Raw genomic sequence first — 16730 nt, forward strand, 5'->3', positions numbered from 1 at the left:
AGCCGGGGCAACAGCGAGGGGAGGCCGGCGGGTCGCCGACCTCCCCCTGTGGTTCGTTCCTCGATCAGCCGAGGTACGAGGTGACGGTCACGTCTCCGTCGATGATCTGCTGCTGCAGGTCCTGGACAGCGGTCCAGAGCTCAGGGTCGACCTTGTCCTCGAAGTTGTGGAGGTCGGCGATGCCGACGCCCTTGTTCTCGAGGGTTCCGACATACGCCTCCGCGTCGAACTCGTCGTTCGCGCTGCTCATGGTCGCCTCGTACGTCGAGAGCTTCATGTCCTTGAGGATCGACGTCAGCACGAAGTCCTCCGTGCTCGGGTCGGTGACGAACAGGTCTGCGTCGGCACCGATGAGTGCGATGTCGCGGCCGGACTCCTTGATGACCTGGAGCGCCGACTGGTAGATCGGACCGCCGACCGGCAGGAGCACGTCGACGCCCTGGTCGACGATGTTCTGCGCGACCGACTTGGCCTCGGGTCCGGCCTCGAAGCCACCGGTGAACGAGGTCATGCCCACGACCTCGACGGCGGTGCCGTTCTGCTCGTTGTAGTAGTCGACGCCCTGCTTGTATCCGTCCATGAAGATCGTCACGGTCGGGAACTCCATGCCGCCGAAGGTGCCGACCTTTCCGGTCTCCGAGTAGCCTGCCGACAGGTAGCCCGCCAGGAAGGCCGCCTGGGCCGTGTCATACAGCAGCGGCTTGACGTTCTCGGCATCCTTCTCGCCGTCGAAGTCGTTGTCCGCGGCGTCGTCGACGAGGATGAAGTCGATGTCCTCGTTCGCTGTCGCGGCCTCGACGGTCGCTGCCGACAGCGCGAAGCCGACGGAGACGATGGCGTTGCAGCCCTGGGAGACGAGGCTCTCGATGTTCGGGGCGAAGTCGGTCTCGCTGTTGGACTCGACGTTCTTGTACTCGACGCCGAGCTCGTCGGCGGCCTGCACGACACCCTCGTAGGAGAGCTGGTTGAACGACTTGTCGTCGAACCCGCCGGCGTCGGAGACGATGCAGGGCAGGAAGTCGATGGTCTCGCCACCGGCATTGCCGCCGTCGGAATCCTCCGGAGCGGCTCCGCAGCCTGCGAGTGCGACGGCGACGCCTGTCGCCACGAGCGCGGCGAGAGCGCGCTTCTTGGTGGAAATGGTCACGTAAGCCTCCACGACTACTGGCCTGCGCCGATCGCAAAGCCCCGTGGGGATAAGTTACCCAGTGTTACGGCATCCGACATCACGGTTGCGGTTAATGGTTACAAACTCGCAATAGACCGGTGACCTGGGGCTAGAGCACGTCGCCGCGTCCGGTGAGCTTGAGGGATTCCACGACGCCCTTGACGCGCTGAGCGTGTTCGGTGGTCGTGACCAGCAGCGCGTCGGGAGTGTCGACGACCACGATGTCCTTCACACCGACGAGGCTGATCACCCGCGAGGTCTGACTGACGAGGATTCCGGTCGCCGCATCGGAGAGCACCCTCGCCTTCGGCCCCAGCACCGCCAGGTCGTTCTTGCGGCCGTTGTTGATCAGCTTGGTGAGCGACGCGAAGTCCCCCACGTCGTCCCAGTCGAAGTGCCCTGGGATCACCGCGAGGCGCCCCTTGTCGGCGGCGGGCTCGGCGACGGCGTAGTCGATCGCGATCTTCTTCAGCGTCGGCCACACCCGGTCGACGACGGGCCCGCGACGCTCGCGGTCGTCCCACGCCTCGGCGAGCTCCATGAGGCCGGCGTGCAGTTCGGGCTCGTTCGCGGCGAGTTCGTCGAGCAAGACGCTCGCCTTGGAGATGAACATGCCGGCGTTCCACAGGAAGGAGCGGTCGGAGTAGTACTGCTTGGCGGTCTCGAGGTCGGGCTTCTCGACGAAGCGCTCCACGGTCGCGGCCTCCGGCGCACCGTCGACGATGAGCTCGTCGCCCTTCTGGATGTATCCGAAGCCGACGGACGGCTCGGAGGGCTGGATCCCGATCGTGCAGATGTAACCGGCGCGCGCCACCTCGACGGCCTGCTGCACGGCGAACTCGAAGGTGCGGGTGCCGCGGATGACGTGGTCGGCGGCGAACGAACCGATGATGACATCGGGGTCACGGCGATGCAGGATCGCGGCGGCGAGTCCGATCGCGGCGGCGGAGTCCCGTGGCTCCGACTCGAGGAACACGTTCGCGTCGGCGATGCCGGGCAGCTCGGCCTCGACAGCGGCCCGGTGCGCCCGCCCTGTAACGACCGAGATCCGGTCTGGGCCGGTGAGCGACTCCAGTCGATCCCAGGTGTCGCGAAGAAGAGAGTTTCCCGAGCCGGTCAGGTCGTGGAGGAACTTCGGTGCGTCAGCACGCGAGAGCGGCCACAGCCGGCTTCCGATGCCTCCGGCGGGGATCACGGCGTAGAAGTCATCGATCGGCTCGGTCATGACCCCAGCGTAGCCGTCCGAAACAATCTCGACGTCGAGATAGTTAGGCCACCCTTCGTCGCTCCCAGCGATTGAACAGGAATAGGATGGAGCACGATCGGGCACGTCTGCGGTCGCCTCAGACCCAGTGCGCGCTACCGACCTCGTATCGATCAGGGAGGACGACCGTGTCCGCAGGCTTACGCCCCGCACCGTCGATTTCGGAGACCACATCGAAGACGCCGCGCGGCACCCTCTACCGGGGTCGCGAAGGCATGTGGTCATGGGTGCTTCACCGCATCACCGGAGTCGCGATCTTCTTCTTCCTGTTGGTGCATGTGCTCGACACTGCACTCATCCGGGTCTCCCCCGAGGCGTACAACGCCGTGATCGGCACCTACAAGAACCCGATCATGGCCATCGGCGAGGTCGTGCTCGTCGCGGCCATCGTGTTCCATGCGATGAACGGCCTGCGCATCATCCTCATCGACTTCTGGTCGAAGGGCGCGCGCTTCCAGCGGCAGATGTTCTGGGGCGTCATCGCCGTATGGATCGTGCTGATGGCCGGCTTCTCCGGTCGGCACCTCGCCCTCGCGTTCTCCAGCATGGTGGGAGGCCACTGATGTCCGCTCAGACCATCCAAGCGCCGGCGCGTCGCCGCCGCGGGATCAACCTCGAGAAGTGGGGCTGGCTGTTCATGCGCGGCTCCGGCGTCGTGCTGATCGTGCTGATCTTCGGCCACCTCTTCGTCAACCTGATGGTGGGCGAGGGCATCCACGCTCTCGATTTCGCCTTCATCGCCGGCAAGTTCGCCACGCCTTTCTGGCAGTGGTGGGACGTGCTGATGCTGTGGCTCGCGCTCCTGCATGGCGGCAACGGCATGCGCACGATCATCAACGACTACGTCACGCACGAGAAGGTTCGCAAGGCCCTGGTCTGGGCGGTCGGCCTCGCAGCCGGGCTCCTGATCGTGCTCGGCACCCTGGTCGTATTCACCTTCGACCCGTGCCTCGGCGTGACCGAGAGCAGCACCCTGTGGGACACCTGCGTGGCCGCGGGCGTCGTCGGGAACTGAGAAGAGAGCAACGAGAAGTGACTACTGAGACACAGGATTCCGTCGTCCGCGATGGTGTGCACTACCACCAGTTCGACGTCGTGATCGTCGGTGCCGGCGGTGCCGGCATGCGTGCGGCGATCGAGGCGGGGCCGGGTGCGAAGACGGCAGTGATCTCCAAGCTCTACCCGACCCGCTCGCACACCGGCGCAGCGCAGGGCGGTATGGCGGCTGCCCTCGCGAATGTCGAGGAGGACAGCTGGGAGTGGCACACCTTCGACACGGTCAAGGGCGGCGACTACCTCGTCGACCAGGACGCCGCGGAGATCCTCGCCAAGGAGGCCATCGACGCGGTCATCGATCTCGAGAACATGGGCCTGCCGTTCAACCGCACCCCAGAGGGCAAGATCGACCAGCGCCGTTTCGGTGGTCACACCGCGAACCACGGCAAGACGCCGGTGCGCCGCGCCTGCTACGCGGCTGACCGCACCGGCCACATGATCCTGCAGACGCTGTTCCAGAACTGCGTCCGCCTCGGCATCAACTTCTTCAACGAGTTCTACGTGCTCGACCTGATCACGGTGAAGGCCGAGGACGGCAGCACCCAGGTCGCCGGCGTCGTCGCATACGACCTCTCCACCGGTGAGCTGCACGTCTTCCAGGCCAAGGCAATCATCTTCGCGACCGGCGGCTTCGGCAAGATCTACAAGACCACCTCCAACGCGCACACCCTCACCGGTGACGGCGTCGGAATCGTGTGGCGCAAGAACCTGCCGCTCGAGGACATGGAGTTCTTCCAGTTCCACCCGACCGGGCTCGCCGGTCTCGGCATCCTGCTCACGGAGGGCGCTCGAGGCGAGGGCGCGATCCTGCGCAACGCGTCAGGCGAGCGCTTCATGGAGCGCTACGCCCCCACCATCAAGGACCTCGCGCCTCGCGACATCGTGGCGCGGTCGATGGTGCAGGAGGTCCTCGACGGCCGCGGCGCCGGTCCTCACAAGGACTACGTCTACCTCGACTGCACGCACCTGGGAGCCGAGGTCCTCGAGACCAAGCTCCCCGACATCACCGAGTTCGCCCGCACGTACCTCGGCGTCGACCCGGTGACCGATCCTGTGCCCGTCATGCCGACCGCGCACTACGCGATGGGCGGCATCCCCACCAACAACGACGCCGAGGTGCTCGCCGACAACGACACGGTCGTCCCCGGCCTGTACGCGGCCGGCGAGTGCGCCTGCGTGTCGGTGCACGGCTCCAACCGTCTCGGCACCAACTCGCTGCTCGACATCAACGTGTTCGGCAAGCGTGCGGGCAACAACGCGGTCGCGTACGCCAAGACCGCGGAGTTCGTGCCGCTGCCGGAGAACCCGGCGGCATTCGTCTCCGGCCTGCTCGAGCAGCTCCGTGACAGCAAGGGCACCGAGCGCGTCGCCGTGCTGCGCAAGAAGCTGCAGGAGGAGATGGATCTCGGAGCCCAGGTGTTCCGCACCCACGACTCCCTCGAGCACGTGCTCGGCGTGATCGCCGAACTGCGCGAGCGCTACAAGAACGTCTACGTCGACGACAAGGGGCACCGCTTCAACACCGACCTGCTCGAAGCCGTCGAGCTCGGGTTCCTGCTCGACATCGCCGAGGTCGTCGTCTACGCGGCGCAGAACCGCGAGGAGAGCCGCGGCGGACACATGCGCGACGACTTCCCGAAGCGCGACGACGAGAACTACATGAAGCACACGATGGCCTACCTGACCGGTGACCCGCACTCGTCGACGCCGGCCGACCACATCAAACTCGATTGGAAACCCGTCGTCATGACCCGTTACCAGCCGATGGAGAGGAAGTACTGAAATGTCGAACGCTGTCGCAGAGGCACCATCCGCGGCTGACCCAGCCATCCAGTCCTTCCTGGTCACCTTCACCATCCGACGGTTCGATCCCGAGAAGGACGCCGAGCCGCGCTGGGTCGACTACGACGTGGAGCTGTTCTCCACCGACCGCGTCCTCGACGCCCTGCACAAGATCAAGTGGGAGGTCGACGGCTCGCTGTCGTTCCGCCGCTCCTGCGCGCACGGCATCTGCGGCTCTGACGCCATGCGCATCAACGGCCGTAACCGCCTCGCCTGCAAGACGCTGATCAAGGACCTCGACATCTCGAAGCCGATCTACGTCGAGGCGATCAAGGGCCTGCCGCTCGAGAAGGACCTCATCGTCGACATGGAGCCGTTCTTCGCCTCGTTCCGCGAGGTGCAGCCGTTCCTCGTCGCGAACTCCACGCCTGAGAAGGGCAAGGAGCGCGTGCAGACGATCGCCGACCGTGCGATCTTCGACGACACCACCAAGTGCATCCTGTGCGCCGCGTGCACCTCGTCCTGCCCGGTGTTCTGGACCGACGGCCAGTACTTCGGGCCCGCCGCCATCGTGAACGCGCACCGCTTCATCTTCGACTCGCGCGATGACAACGCCGACGTGCGACTGGACATCCTCAACGACAAGGAAGGCGTCTGGCGCTGCCGCACGACCTTCAATTGCTCCGAGGCATGCCCCCGCGGCATCGAGGTCACCAAGGCCATCGCCGAGGTCAAGCAGGCCGTCCTCCGCGGACGCCGCTGAGCGCACGCATCGTCAACGACACGCCCCCGCCCTGGATAGGGTGGGGGCGTGTCTGATTCCGGGGCGGATGCATCCGCCGGTCGCCTCGACGTCGCGGTCGAGCGCGCGACCGCGCTGACCCGGCGCACGCTCGCCCTGTTCCCGGTGCGCGTCTGGCGCCACTTCCTGCAGAACAACGGCTTCCTGCTCGCCGCCGGCGTGAGCTATCAGGCTCTGTTCGCAATCTTCGCCGCCGTCTATCTCACCTTCGCCATCTCCGGGCTGTGGCTCGGCGGGAGCACGGAGGCCGTCGACGCGCTGATCGGCGTCGTCAACGGCTACGTCCCCAACCTGATCAGCGAGCACAGCAAGATACTCACTCCCGAGCAGGCGTACGGAATCGCCAGCGACATGGCCGGAGTGCTCACCATCACCGGTGTGATCGCGCTCGTCGCGGTCGTCTGGACGGCGATCGGCTGGGTCACGTTCTCACGACGTGCGGTGCGCGACATGTTCGGCCTCGCGCCCGATCGGCGCAGTTACCTGCTGCTCAAGGCGCGCGACCTGTTCGCGGCCGTCATCTTCGGCGTCGCGCTGATCGTCGGTTCCGCCTTGAGCTATGCCAGTACCGCGGTGCTGACCTGGCTCATCGAGCTGCTGGGGTGGGGCACCGGCTCAGACGCCGTGAACCTGCTGATCCGCATCGGCTCCGTTGTGGTGTCGTTCGCGCTGCTGTCTTCCGCACTGGCCGCGATGGTGCGCTTCCTCACCGGGACCTCTCTGCGATGGCGCACGATCTGGCCGGGAGCCCTGCTCGGCGGCGGCGCCATGACCGTGCTGCAGTTCGGCGCGGGCTTCCTGCTGAGCTACACGCCGGCCAACCCTCTGCTCGCCACGTTCGCGATCTTCGTCGGCCTCCTGCTGTGGTTCCGCGTCAACGGTGTGATCATGCTCGTGGCAGCGGCGTGGATAGCGGTGGCCGCGCGGGACCGCGACCTCCCGCTGCTTCGCCAGAGCGAGGACGAGCGCATCGCCGCCGAGTATCAGGCGCTGCTCATGGCCGCGCGCATCCGCCTGCGCGAAGCCCGCCAGGCGCAGGACGAGGCCGGTTGGTTGCGTTCGTGGAGCACCCGACGAGCGGTGCGCTCGGCGACGGCGGAACTCGACGGGCTCCTCGCCGATCCGCCGGAGGTCACGACGACGCCGGATGCCGCGACCGCTCACCGGCTGCTGACAGAGCTCACGCGATCGCGCCGCGATGTCGGAGGCGCTGGCTAGGCTTGATCCCATGCCTCATCTGCGTATCGCCTCGGTCAATGTCAACGGAATCCGGGCGGCGGCCCGCAACGGGATGAGCCGCTGGCTCGACACGGCAGGCGTCGACATCCTGACCCTTCAGGAGGTCCGTGGTCAGGACGAGCATCTCGAAGCCGCCCTCCCCGGCTGGTCGATCGTCCACGACGAGGCGACGGCCAAGGGGCGCGCAGGCGTCGCCATCGCGAGTCGAACCCCTGCGGTGGCCAGTCGCACGACCTTCGGCGCCGATGACTTCGATTCGAAGGGCCGCTGGATCGAAGGCGACTTCCCGATCGGCGATCGCACACTCACCGTCGTGAGCGCGTACGTGCATTCCGGCGAGGCCGATACACCGAAGCAGGACGAGAAATGGAAGTTCCTCGACGCTTTCGGCCTTCGCCTCGAAGAGCTGAGTCTGGGTGGCGCACTCGCGCTCGTCACAGGCGACCTCAACGTCGGCCACCGGGAGCTCGATATCAAGAACTGGCGAGGCAACCGCAAGAAGGCGGGTTTCCTCCCCCGTGAGCGCGCATACTTCGATCGCTTCCTCGGCGACGCAGGCTCAGAGGTCACGGGCGTCGACGGTACCGTCGGAACCGGTCTCGGCTGGGTCGACGTCGGGCGCCGCTTCCACGGCGAGATCGATGGTCCCTACACGTGGTGGTCGATGCGAGGTCAGGCGTTCGACAACGACAGCGGCTGGCGCATCGACTATCACCTGGCGACTCCGGCACTCGCGGAGCGCGTGGAGGCGTACAGCGTGGCACGCGCAGCCTCCTACGCCGAGCGGTGGAGCGACCACTCCCCCGTGATCGTGGACTACTCGTATTGAGCGACATGCGGATCGCCCCACGTCGTCCCCGTAGGATTGATTCGTGAAGAAACCTCGCCTCTACTCAGGAATGCAGCCCTCCGCCGACTCCCTCCAGATCGGCAACTACATCGGGGCTCTCCTGCAGTGGCGGGATCTGCAGAACTCCTACGACGCATACTTCTCGGTGGTCGACCTCCACGCGCTGACCGTCGCACAGGAGCCGAAAGAGCTCCGCGAGAAGACGCGCCGTACGGCCGCACAGTACATCGCAGCGGGCATCGAGCCGTCCCAGTCGACGCTGTACGTGCAGTCGCACGTGCGCGCGCACGCCGAGCTCGCGTGGATCCTCAGCACCATCACCGGGTTCGGCGAAGCCGGACGCATGACGCAGTTCAAGGACAAGTCGTCCCGCTATGGCGCGGACGCCACCTCCGTCGGCCTGTTCACGTATCCGGTGCTGATGGCCGCCGACATCCTGCTCTACCAGACCGACGTGGTGCCGGTCGGCGACGACCAGAAGCAGCACGTCGAGCTGACGCGCGATCTCGCTGAGCGGTTCAACTCGCGCTTCGGCGAGACGTTCACCGTGCCGATGCCGGTGATCCAGAAGGACACGGCACGCATCTACGACCTTCAGAACCCGACGGCGAAGATGTCGAAGTCTGCGGAGAGCGATGCCGGCGTGCTCTGGATGCTGGATGACCCGGCCAAGTCGGCGAAGAAGGTCATGCGTGCGGTGACGGACAACGAGGGCAGCGTGCGCTTCGATCGGGAGAACAAGCCCGGCGTTTCGAACCTGCTGACGATCTACGCGGCGCTCTCCGGACGTCAGGTCGCGGCGATCGAGGATGAGTACGCCGGCCGCGGCTACGGCGATTTCAAGAAGGGCCTCGCGGAGGTCGTCGTCTCGGAGTTCGAGCCGGTGCGCGCCCGCGCACTCGAGCTTCTCGACGACCCGGCCGAGCTCGACCGCATCCTCGCCGCGAACGCGGCACGAGCCGACGCGGTGGCTGACGCGACGCTCGCCGACGTGTACGACAAGGTCGGGCTGCTGCGTCGAGTCTGATGAGCCCCTCGGCCTGCGCTCCGAGCTCGGCTGCGCTCCGCGATCCGCCCTCGCTCTAGGATGGTGTGCGTGACCGATCCGCAGCTTCCGCCGCCCTCGCCCAACGGCCCAGTGCCGCCGGTGCCGCCCGCACCCGGTTACCCGGCATCGCCTGCCGGTGCACCCGCGTACCAGCCGCCTGCCGGCGCATACCCGGCGCCCGCAGATCCTGCGTACCAGGCGCCGCCCGGAGCATACCCGGCGCCCGTCGGCGGATACAGCGCACCCACCGGGGCATACCAGCCGTCCGCCACGCCGCAGCAGAAGTCTTCTGCACTCGGCATCGTGGCGTTCGCGCTGTCGATCGTGGCCGGCGTCGTCGCGTCGATCGTCGCGGGCGCAGCCGGCTACCAGATCGGCTTCAGGCTGCCGACGGTGATGCAGCAGATCGACGGATCCACGAGCGATCTCTCCTTCCTCGCACCAGTGCGGGACCAGGTGCTGATGGGCGAGGTCTCGTTCTGGCTCGGCACCCTCGCCGGCATCGCAGCGATCGTGCTCGGGATCATGGCGATCGTGAAGCGCTCCGGACGAGCATGGGGCATCACTGCGCTGATCCTCGGTGTGCTCGGCCCGGTGATCTTCTTCACCGTGCTCGGCGTCACGCTCGGAATCGGTGCAGGGGCCGGCTCCGCGACGCTCTACGGAACCTGATCGATCAGTATCCCTGATGGGCGGAGGACGCCGGTCGGATCAACGCGGAGCGTGATGCTTCTGCTGGGCGGCGAGCAGCCCCTCGGTCACCAACAGTTCGACGGCATCCGCTGAGTCGGCGACGAGGATCCCGAGCGTCTCCCGCTCCGCCTTGCCGAACGGCGACAGCACCCAGTCCGCGGGGTCCTGGCGCCCGGGTGGCCGGCCGATGCCGACGCGCACCCGCGGGAAGTCCGCCGTGCCGATCGCGCGCGCGACATCGCGAACGCCGTTGTGCCCGCCGTGCCCTCCGCCGATCTTGAGCTTGAGAGTGTCGAACGGGATGTCCAGTTCGTCGTGGACCACGACCGTGCGCTCTGGCGGAACCGAATAGAACCGCGCCAGAGCAGCCACCGGCGTGCCGGAGACGTTCATGAAGGAGTTCGGCTTCGCGAGCACGAGCTTGTCGGCGCCGGGTCGCACCCAGGTCTCCACCACCCGCGCACCGCCCTTGTGCTCACGGAAGCTCTCGCCACGACGCGCGGCCAGCTCATCCACGACGAGCTGGCCCACATTGTGCCGGGTCGCCTCGTACCGGGGCCCAGGATTGCCCAGTCCCACGATCAGCCAGGTGTCGGCCATCTCACGCCTTTCGAACGTCGTCAGGATACGACAGAGGGGACGCGATGTGCTCGCGTCCCCTCTGTCGTCGGAAGTGCGTGTGGATTACTCCGCAGCAGCTTCTTCGGTCTGTGCTTCTGCGGCTTCGCCCTCGGCGGAGACCTCTTCGGTCGCCTCCTCAGCGGCCTCAGCGGTCGGCACGTAGATCGCGACGATGAGCGTCTCGGGGTCTGCGAGCAGCGATGCACCCTTGGGGAGCTTCACATCGGCGGCCGTGATGTGCTGGCCCTCTTCCAGGCCCTCGATGGAGACCTCGAAGTTCTGCGGGATGTGCGTCGCCTCGACCTCGACCGCGAGGGAGGTCGCGTCGAGGTTGGCAACCGTACCGGCGAAGGACTCGCCGACGACGACGATCGGCACGTCGACCTGGATCTTCTCGCCCTTCTTCACGACGAGAAGGTCGATGTGCTCGATGATCTGGCGCACCGGGTCACGCTGAACGTCCTTGACGAGCGCGAGCGAGGCGGTGCCTTCGATGTCGAGCTCTAGCAGCGCGTTCGCGCGGCGGATGATGAGCGAGACCTGGTGGCCCGGCAGTGCGACGTGCACCGGCTCGGTGCCGTGGCCGTAGATGACGGCGGGGATCTTGCCGGCTGCGCGCAGGCGACGGGCGAAGCCCTTGCCGAACTGCTCGCGGACCTCGGCGTGGACCTTGGTGTCCTCAGACATGAATTCTCCTTCGGGGCACACGACGAACTGCTCGCCGCGTGGTGGTCTATTGGTCGGCTTCCCGGACGCAGACGTGCGAAAAAGCCACGAGGCTTGGTTCGCCGCGTCGATAACGGATGCCGCGCACGCGAAGCATCCCTCGCCGAGGAACTCCTCTATCGTACCGGATGACCGAGTAGGCTGAAACTCAGCTCATTTCCCCTCCCAGAACTTGGAGTCCGGCATGCTCGACGGCGCCTTCCTCTCACACGTCCTCCTCTGGCTCATCGGCGCCATGGCGGTGTGCGCGACGGTTTTCACCCTCGGCGCCCTGTTCTCCATGGGTCGCAGCAGCTACCGCAAGGACTGACTCCGCGCGGGGCCGGATGCCGCCCACCCGACGGCACCGCCGATGCGACGGCGTGCTCGCGCCAACAAACGGCATCTCCCGTCACACACGCGCTCGCCCGTCGCCCTCAGCGATAATCTGAGACCATCCCTAACTTCCCGACCGAGGAGCAGTCTGTGCCCGAAGCATCAGCGAACATCGGAGTCGTCGGACTCGCCGTCATGGGTTCGAATCTCGCCCGCAACCTCGCGAGCCGCGAGGGCAACACGGTGGCGATCTTCAACCGCAGCTACGAGAAGACCCAGGGCGTGCTCGACGCGCACCCCGAGGCCGGATTCATCCCGGCATCCACCTATGAGGAGTTCGCCGCGTCGCTGCAGAAGCCGCGCACCGCGATCATCATGGTCAAGGCCGGCGCGGGCACGGACGCCGTGATCCAGGCACTCACCGAGGTGTTCGAACCGGGTGACATCATCGTCGACGGCGGCAACGCCTACTTCCCCGACACGATCCGCCGTGAGAAGGCCGTCCGCGAGACCGGCATCAACTTCGTCGGCGCCGGAATCTCCGGTGGCGAGGAGGGCGCACTCCTCGGCCCGTCGATCATGCCTGGCGGCTCCGACGAGTCGTGGGTCACCCTCGGCCCGATCCTGAAGTCCATCGCCGCTGTCGCCGAGGGCGAGCCGTGCGTCACCCACATCGGCCACGACGGCGCCGGCCACTTCGTGAAGATGGTGCACAACGGCATCGAGTACGCCGACATGCAGCTCATCGCAGAGGCGTACGACCTGATCCGACGCGGCACGGGCAAGAGCCCCGCCGAGATCGCCGAGATCTTCGCCGAATGGAACAAGGGCGAGCTCGAGTCGTACCTGATCGAGATCACCGCGGAGGTGCTGCGTCAGGTGGATGCCTCCACGGGCAAGCCGCTCGTCGACGTCATCCTCGACCAGGCCGGAGCCAAGGGCACCGGCGCATGGACAGTGCAGACCGCCCTGTCGCTCGGCGTACCGGTGTCCGGCATCGCCGAGGCCACCTTCGCCCGCTCGCTGTCCTCGCACCCCGAGCAGCGCGCCGTCGCCGTGAACCTCCCCGGCCCCGACGACGCGTTCGCCGTCACCGACCACGACGCTTTCATCGAAGACGTCCGCCTCGCGCTCTACGCCTCGAAGATCGTCGCCTACAGTCAGGGCTTCGACGAGATCCGTGCCGGTGCCGCCGAATACGGCTGGAACATCGACCTCGGCGCGGTGTCGAAGATCTGGCGCGGCGGCTGCATCATCCGTGCCCAGTTCCTCAATCGCATCGCCGACGCGTACGCCGAGAACGCCGACCTGCCCGTGCTGATGACCGCACCGTACTTCGCCGACGCCATCGCCGGCAGCCAGGCGTCATGGCGGCGCGTCGTCGTCGCGGCAGCGACCGCAGGCATCCCGGCTCCCGCGTTCAGCTCGTCGCTGTCGTACTACGACGGCATCCGCGCCGACCGCCTTCCTGCCGCGCTCGTGCAGGGTCAGCGCGACTTCTTCGGTGCGCACACCTACAAGCGCATCGACAAGGAAGGCACCTTCCACACGCTGTGGTCGGGCGACCGCACCGAGATCGAGGCGGAAGACACGCACTGAGCGGAGAATCCGCGTAGGCGGGGCCGGTGACCGACAGGTCACCGCCCCCCCTGCACGTCACAGGGTCGGCATCACACGATGATGTTGTGATTGCGCTGGAAGAGGTTCTGCGGGTCCCACTTCGCCTTCGCGGTGCGCAAACGCTCGTACGCCTCCGTGGTGAACATCCCCGGCACGGCTGCGGGTCGCTCCGTGTCGGCGAAGTTGCCGTACTCGGCGAGGCGCCCCGACTCGATCCTGTGCCAGTCGGCGAGGATCGCCGCTCGAGTGTCGTCGTCGATCATGCCCGGGATGTCGAATCCTCCGGCCATCACGAACCAGGCGGCCGACCGAGCGGGGAACGGCGTCTCCTCCTGGGGCACGTCGCCGAATGCTCCGCCCAGGGAGCGCAGGAACACCACGGATGCGGGGTACGCCGCACGGAACGCCACGAGCCGGTCGATCAGCTCGTCATCCAGTGCGGCGAAGAGGCCGTTGCCCCCGATGAAGCCGGGAGGAGCCGGAGCATCCTCCCCCGCCTCCGGCGCCGGCATCTCGAGCAGGATGTCGCGGTACGCCGGGGGCGTCACCGTCGCCTCGACGCCCTCCGATGCCGCCACCGGCGCGAGCGCAGCCTCGAGCGAGTCCACTTCGTCGCCGGCCCAGACCGCGGCCAGTCGTGCGCCTGCCGGCGCGCTCGGATCCATCGCGGGAACATCCATGTACGTCACGGTCAGCTCGCGCGGTGCCGTGCGCATGATGTCGCGGCACGTGCGCAGCACCGCGGCCGCATCGCCGCCGATCACGTACTCGCCGTGGACGATGCCCGTGAACCGATGCGCTTCGAAGTCGAAACGCGTGACGATGCCGAAGTTGCCACCGCCGCCGCGCAGAGCCCAGAACAGGTCTGCGTTCTCATTCGCGGAGGCCTCGACGATCTCGCCGGTCGCCGTCACGACCTGCGCGCCGACCAGCTGGTCGACGGCGAGCCCCCACGCGCGCACCATCCATCCGATACCGCCGCCGAGCGTCAATCCGCCGACGCCGACCGTGGACGTGTCTCCTGAGCTGATGGCCAGGCCCGCCTCGGAGAGCGCGGCGGCGATCGCACCCCACGTCGCTCCGCCGCCGATGTGCACGATGGAGCCGTCGATGCGGATGTCGGCGAGGCTGGTGAGTTCGATGCGCATGCCGTCTGCTTCGTCGTGCGACCATGGCCCGTGACCACCGGATACCACGGTGACGAGGAGCGATTCCTGGTGCGCGCGGCGCACCAGTGCGGCGACGTCCTCCGGGGTCGCCGGACGTACTGCGAGTGGACTTTCTGTCATGCGCAGATCGTATTCCCGGGCGCCGACATCGGCCACCGGCATCCCGCCGTTCGCGCTCAGCGAGCCCGCGTTCCTCCAGGCACGATCACCGTCTTCAGCCCTTCGCCGCGAGCCGCGGCATCCAGAGCATCGAAGAAGGCGTGCAGTGGCACCCTGTTCGTGATCAGAGGAGTCAGCACGACATCGCCCGCCTCGATCAGCCGCATCGCGGCCCGCCACGATATCGGCGTGGACGCGAAGCCGCTGGTCACGGTGAGCTCCTTGTAGAGCACCAGATCGAGCGGCAGCGACACATCGCGTCCGAAGATCCCGACCTGCACGTAGCGGGCGCCGCGACGCGCCGCGCGCAGCGCGCCGGCAGCACCGGGAGCCGAACCAGAGCATTCGATGACGACGTCGAAGGCGTCCTGTTGCGGCGTCGCCGTCGTGGTGCCGATTCCGTGCGCTGCGGCGACGGCGAGGCGCTCCGCATCGGCTGGCAGCCCCGCGAGAGTCACGACGCCGCCGGATGCCTTCGCCACCTGCGCCGCGAGCTGCCCCATCGCACCCGGTCCTGTGACGAGCACCTGGTCTCCCGGTTGCACGACGGGAGGGTCGAGCAGGCACTGCGCGACGCATGCCAGCGGTTCGCTGAGTACGCCGTCGAGGTCGCCCGGAGTGTCCGGCATCCGGTGCAGGTTGATGACAGGCACGAGCAGCTTCTCAGCGAACCCGCCGTTGCGGAACGATCCGATCGAACGACGATCCGTGCACAGGTTGCGCCTGCCGGAGCGGCACATGTCGCACACCTCGCACGCCGAGAAGTAGGTCTCGACGGCGACTCGGACGCCGAGCCACGCCGCATCGTCGTCGGACCCGACCTCGCAGACGACGCCGAGGACCTCGTGCCCCATGATGACGGGAGCCGCATAGCCGTACTCGTCGTGGGCGATGTGCACGTCGGTCCCGCAGAGGCCGGTCGCGAGCACGTCCACGACGGCATGCCCCGGTGTGGCCGTCGGCATCGCCGCCCGGCCGATCTCGATGCCTTCGACGCCGGGGCCGTGCTTGATCACCGCCGCCATCGTGCGCGGCAGATCCGCTCCGTCAGTGGTCATGACCGCTCACCACTCCGCGACCGAGCCATCGGCGTGCCTCCAGATCGGGTTCTGCCAGCTCTCCCAGCGCGAGGATGCGTGGCGCACGGCATCCTCATCGATCTCGATTCCGAGACCCGCTCCGGTCAAGCGTTCGAACCCACCGTCGACGAACCCGAGCGGCGATGTGTCGAGCACGTAGTCGAGCACCTCTGCACCCTTGTTGTAGTGGATGCCGATCGACTGCTCCTGGATGAGGTGGTTCGGCGTCGCGAAGCCGACCTGCAGGCATGCGGCGAGCGCGAGCGGGCCGAGCGGGCAGTGCGGGGCGATCACCGCATCGAACGTCTCGGCGAGTGCGGCGATCCGACGCACTTCGGAGATGCCGCCGGCGTGCGAGAGGTCGGGCTGCGCGATCGCGATGCCGGCCTGCAGCACCGGCAGGAACTCCTGACGGCTGTACAGCCGCTCCCCGGTCGCGATCGGGATGGTGGTGGCATCCACCATCCGCCCGATCACGTGCGAGTTCTCGGGGACGACCGGCTCCTCGATGAAGAACGGATGCAGCGGTTCGAGCAGCGGCGCCAGTCGACGCGCTGTCGCGAGGGTGAATCGGCCGTGCAGGTCGACGGCGACGTCTCGATCGGGCCCGAGCGTGGCGCGGGCGCTGGCGACCCTCGCGACGACGGCATCGATTTCCGCCACCGAGCCGTTGCGGCTCATCTTCCCTGATCCGTTCATCTTCACCGCGGTGAGGCCGACGTCGAGCTGCGCCGAGATCTGGTCGGCGACCTCCGCCGGGTCATCGCCGCCGACCCACCCGTACGCACGGATCCGATCGCGCACCGCTCCGCCGAGGAGGTCGTGCACCGGCACCCCCAGACGCTTGCCCTTGATATCCCACAGCGCCTGGTCTATGCCGGACACCGCGCTCGCGAGCACCGCCCCTCCGCGATAGAACTGGCTCTTGGTGAGCACCTGCCAGTGATCCTCGATGAGCCCAGGGTCAGTGCCGATGAGGTATCCGGCGAACTGATCGACGGCCGCCCGCACGACGTCTGCGTACCCTTCCAGCGACGCCTCTCCCCAGCCCACGAGTCCGTCGCCGGTCTCGATGCGCACGAAGAGCCAGCGCGGCGCGACCGGGAACGATTCGACGCGCTCGATCATGTCGGCCATTC

The 16730-nt window shown here is 67.2% G+C and carries 17 protein-coding genes; 10 read left to right on the forward strand and 7 right to left on the reverse strand.

Annotation, left to right across the window (positions count from 1 at the left end):
• Positions 1 to 64: 64 nt before the first annotated feature.
• Positions 65 to 1147, reverse strand: a complete 1083-nt coding sequence (locus IEV67_RS12970; protein WP_229703103.1) for a BMP family lipoprotein — start codon at positions 1145 to 1147, stop codon at positions 65 to 67.
• A gap of 130 nt (positions 1148 to 1277) precedes the next feature.
• The gene (locus tag IEV67_RS12975; protein ID WP_188437000.1) at positions 1278 to 2393 is read right to left on the reverse strand and encodes a mannose-1-phosphate guanylyltransferase; all 1116 of its coding nucleotides are present in this window, start codon (positions 2391 to 2393) and stop codon (positions 1278 to 1280) included.
• A 167-nt stretch (positions 2394 to 2560) separates the two neighbouring features.
• On the opposite strand from IEV67_RS12975, the gene sdhC reads away from it, so the two are divergent.
• The 8 genes from sdhC to IEV67_RS13015 all read left to right on the forward strand — a co-directional run bounded on the left by sdhC (position 2561) and on the right by IEV67_RS13015 (position 9881).
• Positions 2561 to 2995 (forward strand): succinate dehydrogenase, cytochrome b556 subunit, encoded by a 435-nt coding sequence (sdhC, locus tag IEV67_RS12980; RefSeq protein WP_229703105.1) that lies wholly within the window; start codon positions 2561 to 2563, stop codon positions 2993 to 2995.
• Positions 2995 to 3447, forward strand: a complete 453-nt coding sequence (locus tag IEV67_RS12985) for a succinate dehydrogenase hydrophobic membrane anchor subunit (protein ID WP_188437002.1) — start codon at positions 2995 to 2997, stop codon at positions 3445 to 3447. The genes sdhC and IEV67_RS12985 overlap by 1 nt, the downstream gene beginning before the upstream one ends.
• A gap of 17 nt (positions 3448 to 3464) precedes the next feature.
• Positions 3465 to 5270 (forward strand): succinate dehydrogenase flavoprotein subunit, encoded by a 1806-nt coding sequence (sdhA, locus tag IEV67_RS12990; protein WP_188437003.1) that lies wholly within the window; start codon positions 3465 to 3467, stop codon positions 5268 to 5270.
• A 1-nt stretch (position 5271) separates the two neighbouring features.
• Positions 5272 to 6033, forward strand: coding sequence for a succinate dehydrogenase iron-sulfur subunit (locus IEV67_RS12995; RefSeq protein ID WP_188437004.1), 762 nt, complete (start codon positions 5272 to 5274; stop codon positions 6031 to 6033).
• Positions 6034 to 6081: 48 nt separating this feature from the next.
• Positions 6082 to 7290, forward strand: a complete 1209-nt coding sequence (locus IEV67_RS13000) for a YihY/virulence factor BrkB family protein (RefSeq protein WP_188437005.1) — start codon at positions 6082 to 6084, stop codon at positions 7288 to 7290.
• A 10-nt stretch (positions 7291 to 7300) separates the two neighbouring features.
• Positions 7301 to 8140 (forward strand): exodeoxyribonuclease III, encoded by an 840-nt coding sequence (locus IEV67_RS13005; protein ID WP_188437006.1) that lies wholly within the window; start codon positions 7301 to 7303, stop codon positions 8138 to 8140.
• A 43-nt stretch (positions 8141 to 8183) separates the two neighbouring features.
• Positions 8184 to 9188, forward strand: coding sequence for a tryptophan--tRNA ligase (gene trpS / locus IEV67_RS13010; RefSeq protein ID WP_188437007.1), 1005 nt, complete (start codon positions 8184 to 8186; stop codon positions 9186 to 9188).
• Positions 9189 to 9257: 69 nt separating this feature from the next.
• On the forward strand, positions 9258 to 9881 hold the full coding sequence (locus IEV67_RS13015) for a hypothetical protein (protein ID WP_188437008.1): 624 nt from the start codon (positions 9258 to 9260) through the stop codon (positions 9879 to 9881).
• A gap of 39 nt (positions 9882 to 9920) precedes the next feature.
• Here the strand turns inward: IEV67_RS13015 and pth are convergent, their stop codons facing one another.
• A complete protein-coding gene (gene pth / locus IEV67_RS13020) occupies positions 9921 to 10502 on the reverse strand; it encodes an aminoacyl-tRNA hydrolase (RefSeq protein WP_188437009.1) in 582 nt (193 codons plus the stop codon).
• Between the two features lie 84 nt (positions 10503 to 10586).
• The gene (locus IEV67_RS13025) at positions 10587 to 11210 is read right to left on the reverse strand and encodes a 50S ribosomal protein L25/general stress protein Ctc (protein ID WP_188437010.1); all 624 of its coding nucleotides are present in this window, start codon (positions 11208 to 11210) and stop codon (positions 10587 to 10589) included.
• A 223-nt stretch (positions 11211 to 11433) separates the two neighbouring features.
• Between IEV67_RS13025 and IEV67_RS19095 the strand changes: the two genes are divergently transcribed.
• Both IEV67_RS19095 and gnd read left to right on the forward strand, forming a co-directional pair.
• Entirely contained in the window at positions 11434 to 11559 is a 126-nt protein-coding gene (locus tag IEV67_RS19095; RefSeq protein ID WP_268238588.1) for a hypothetical protein, read from the forward strand.
• 155 nt (positions 11560 to 11714) lie between these two features.
• Positions 11715 to 13163, forward strand: coding sequence for an NADP-dependent phosphogluconate dehydrogenase (gnd, locus tag IEV67_RS13030; RefSeq protein ID WP_188437011.1), 1449 nt, complete (start codon positions 11715 to 11717; stop codon positions 13161 to 13163).
• A 71-nt stretch (positions 13164 to 13234) separates the two neighbouring features.
• On the opposite strand, the gene IEV67_RS13035 is transcribed toward gnd, so the two are convergent.
• From IEV67_RS13035 to dgoD, 3 genes are read right to left on the reverse strand one after another with little or no spacing between them, the layout of a single operon-like run.
• Positions 13235 to 14473: an FAD-binding oxidoreductase gene (locus IEV67_RS13035; RefSeq protein WP_188437012.1), complete on the reverse strand. Its 1239-nt coding sequence runs from the start codon at positions 14471 to 14473 to the stop codon at positions 13235 to 13237.
• A 56-nt stretch (positions 14474 to 14529) separates the two neighbouring features.
• Complete coding sequence (locus tag IEV67_RS13040) at positions 14530 to 15570, reverse strand: alcohol dehydrogenase catalytic domain-containing protein (protein WP_229703107.1); 1041 nt, start codon at positions 15568 to 15570, stop codon at positions 14530 to 14532.
• A 6-nt stretch (positions 15571 to 15576) separates the two neighbouring features.
• Positions 15577 to 16728, reverse strand: coding sequence for a galactonate dehydratase (dgoD, locus tag IEV67_RS13045; protein WP_188437013.1), 1152 nt, complete (start codon positions 16726 to 16728; stop codon positions 15577 to 15579).
• Positions 16729 to 16730 lie beyond the last annotated feature (2 nt).

Source organism: Microbacterium murale, assembly GCF_014635185.1.
Taxonomy (GTDB): domain Bacteria; phylum Actinomycetota; class Actinomycetes; order Actinomycetales; family Microbacteriaceae; genus Microbacterium; species Microbacterium murale.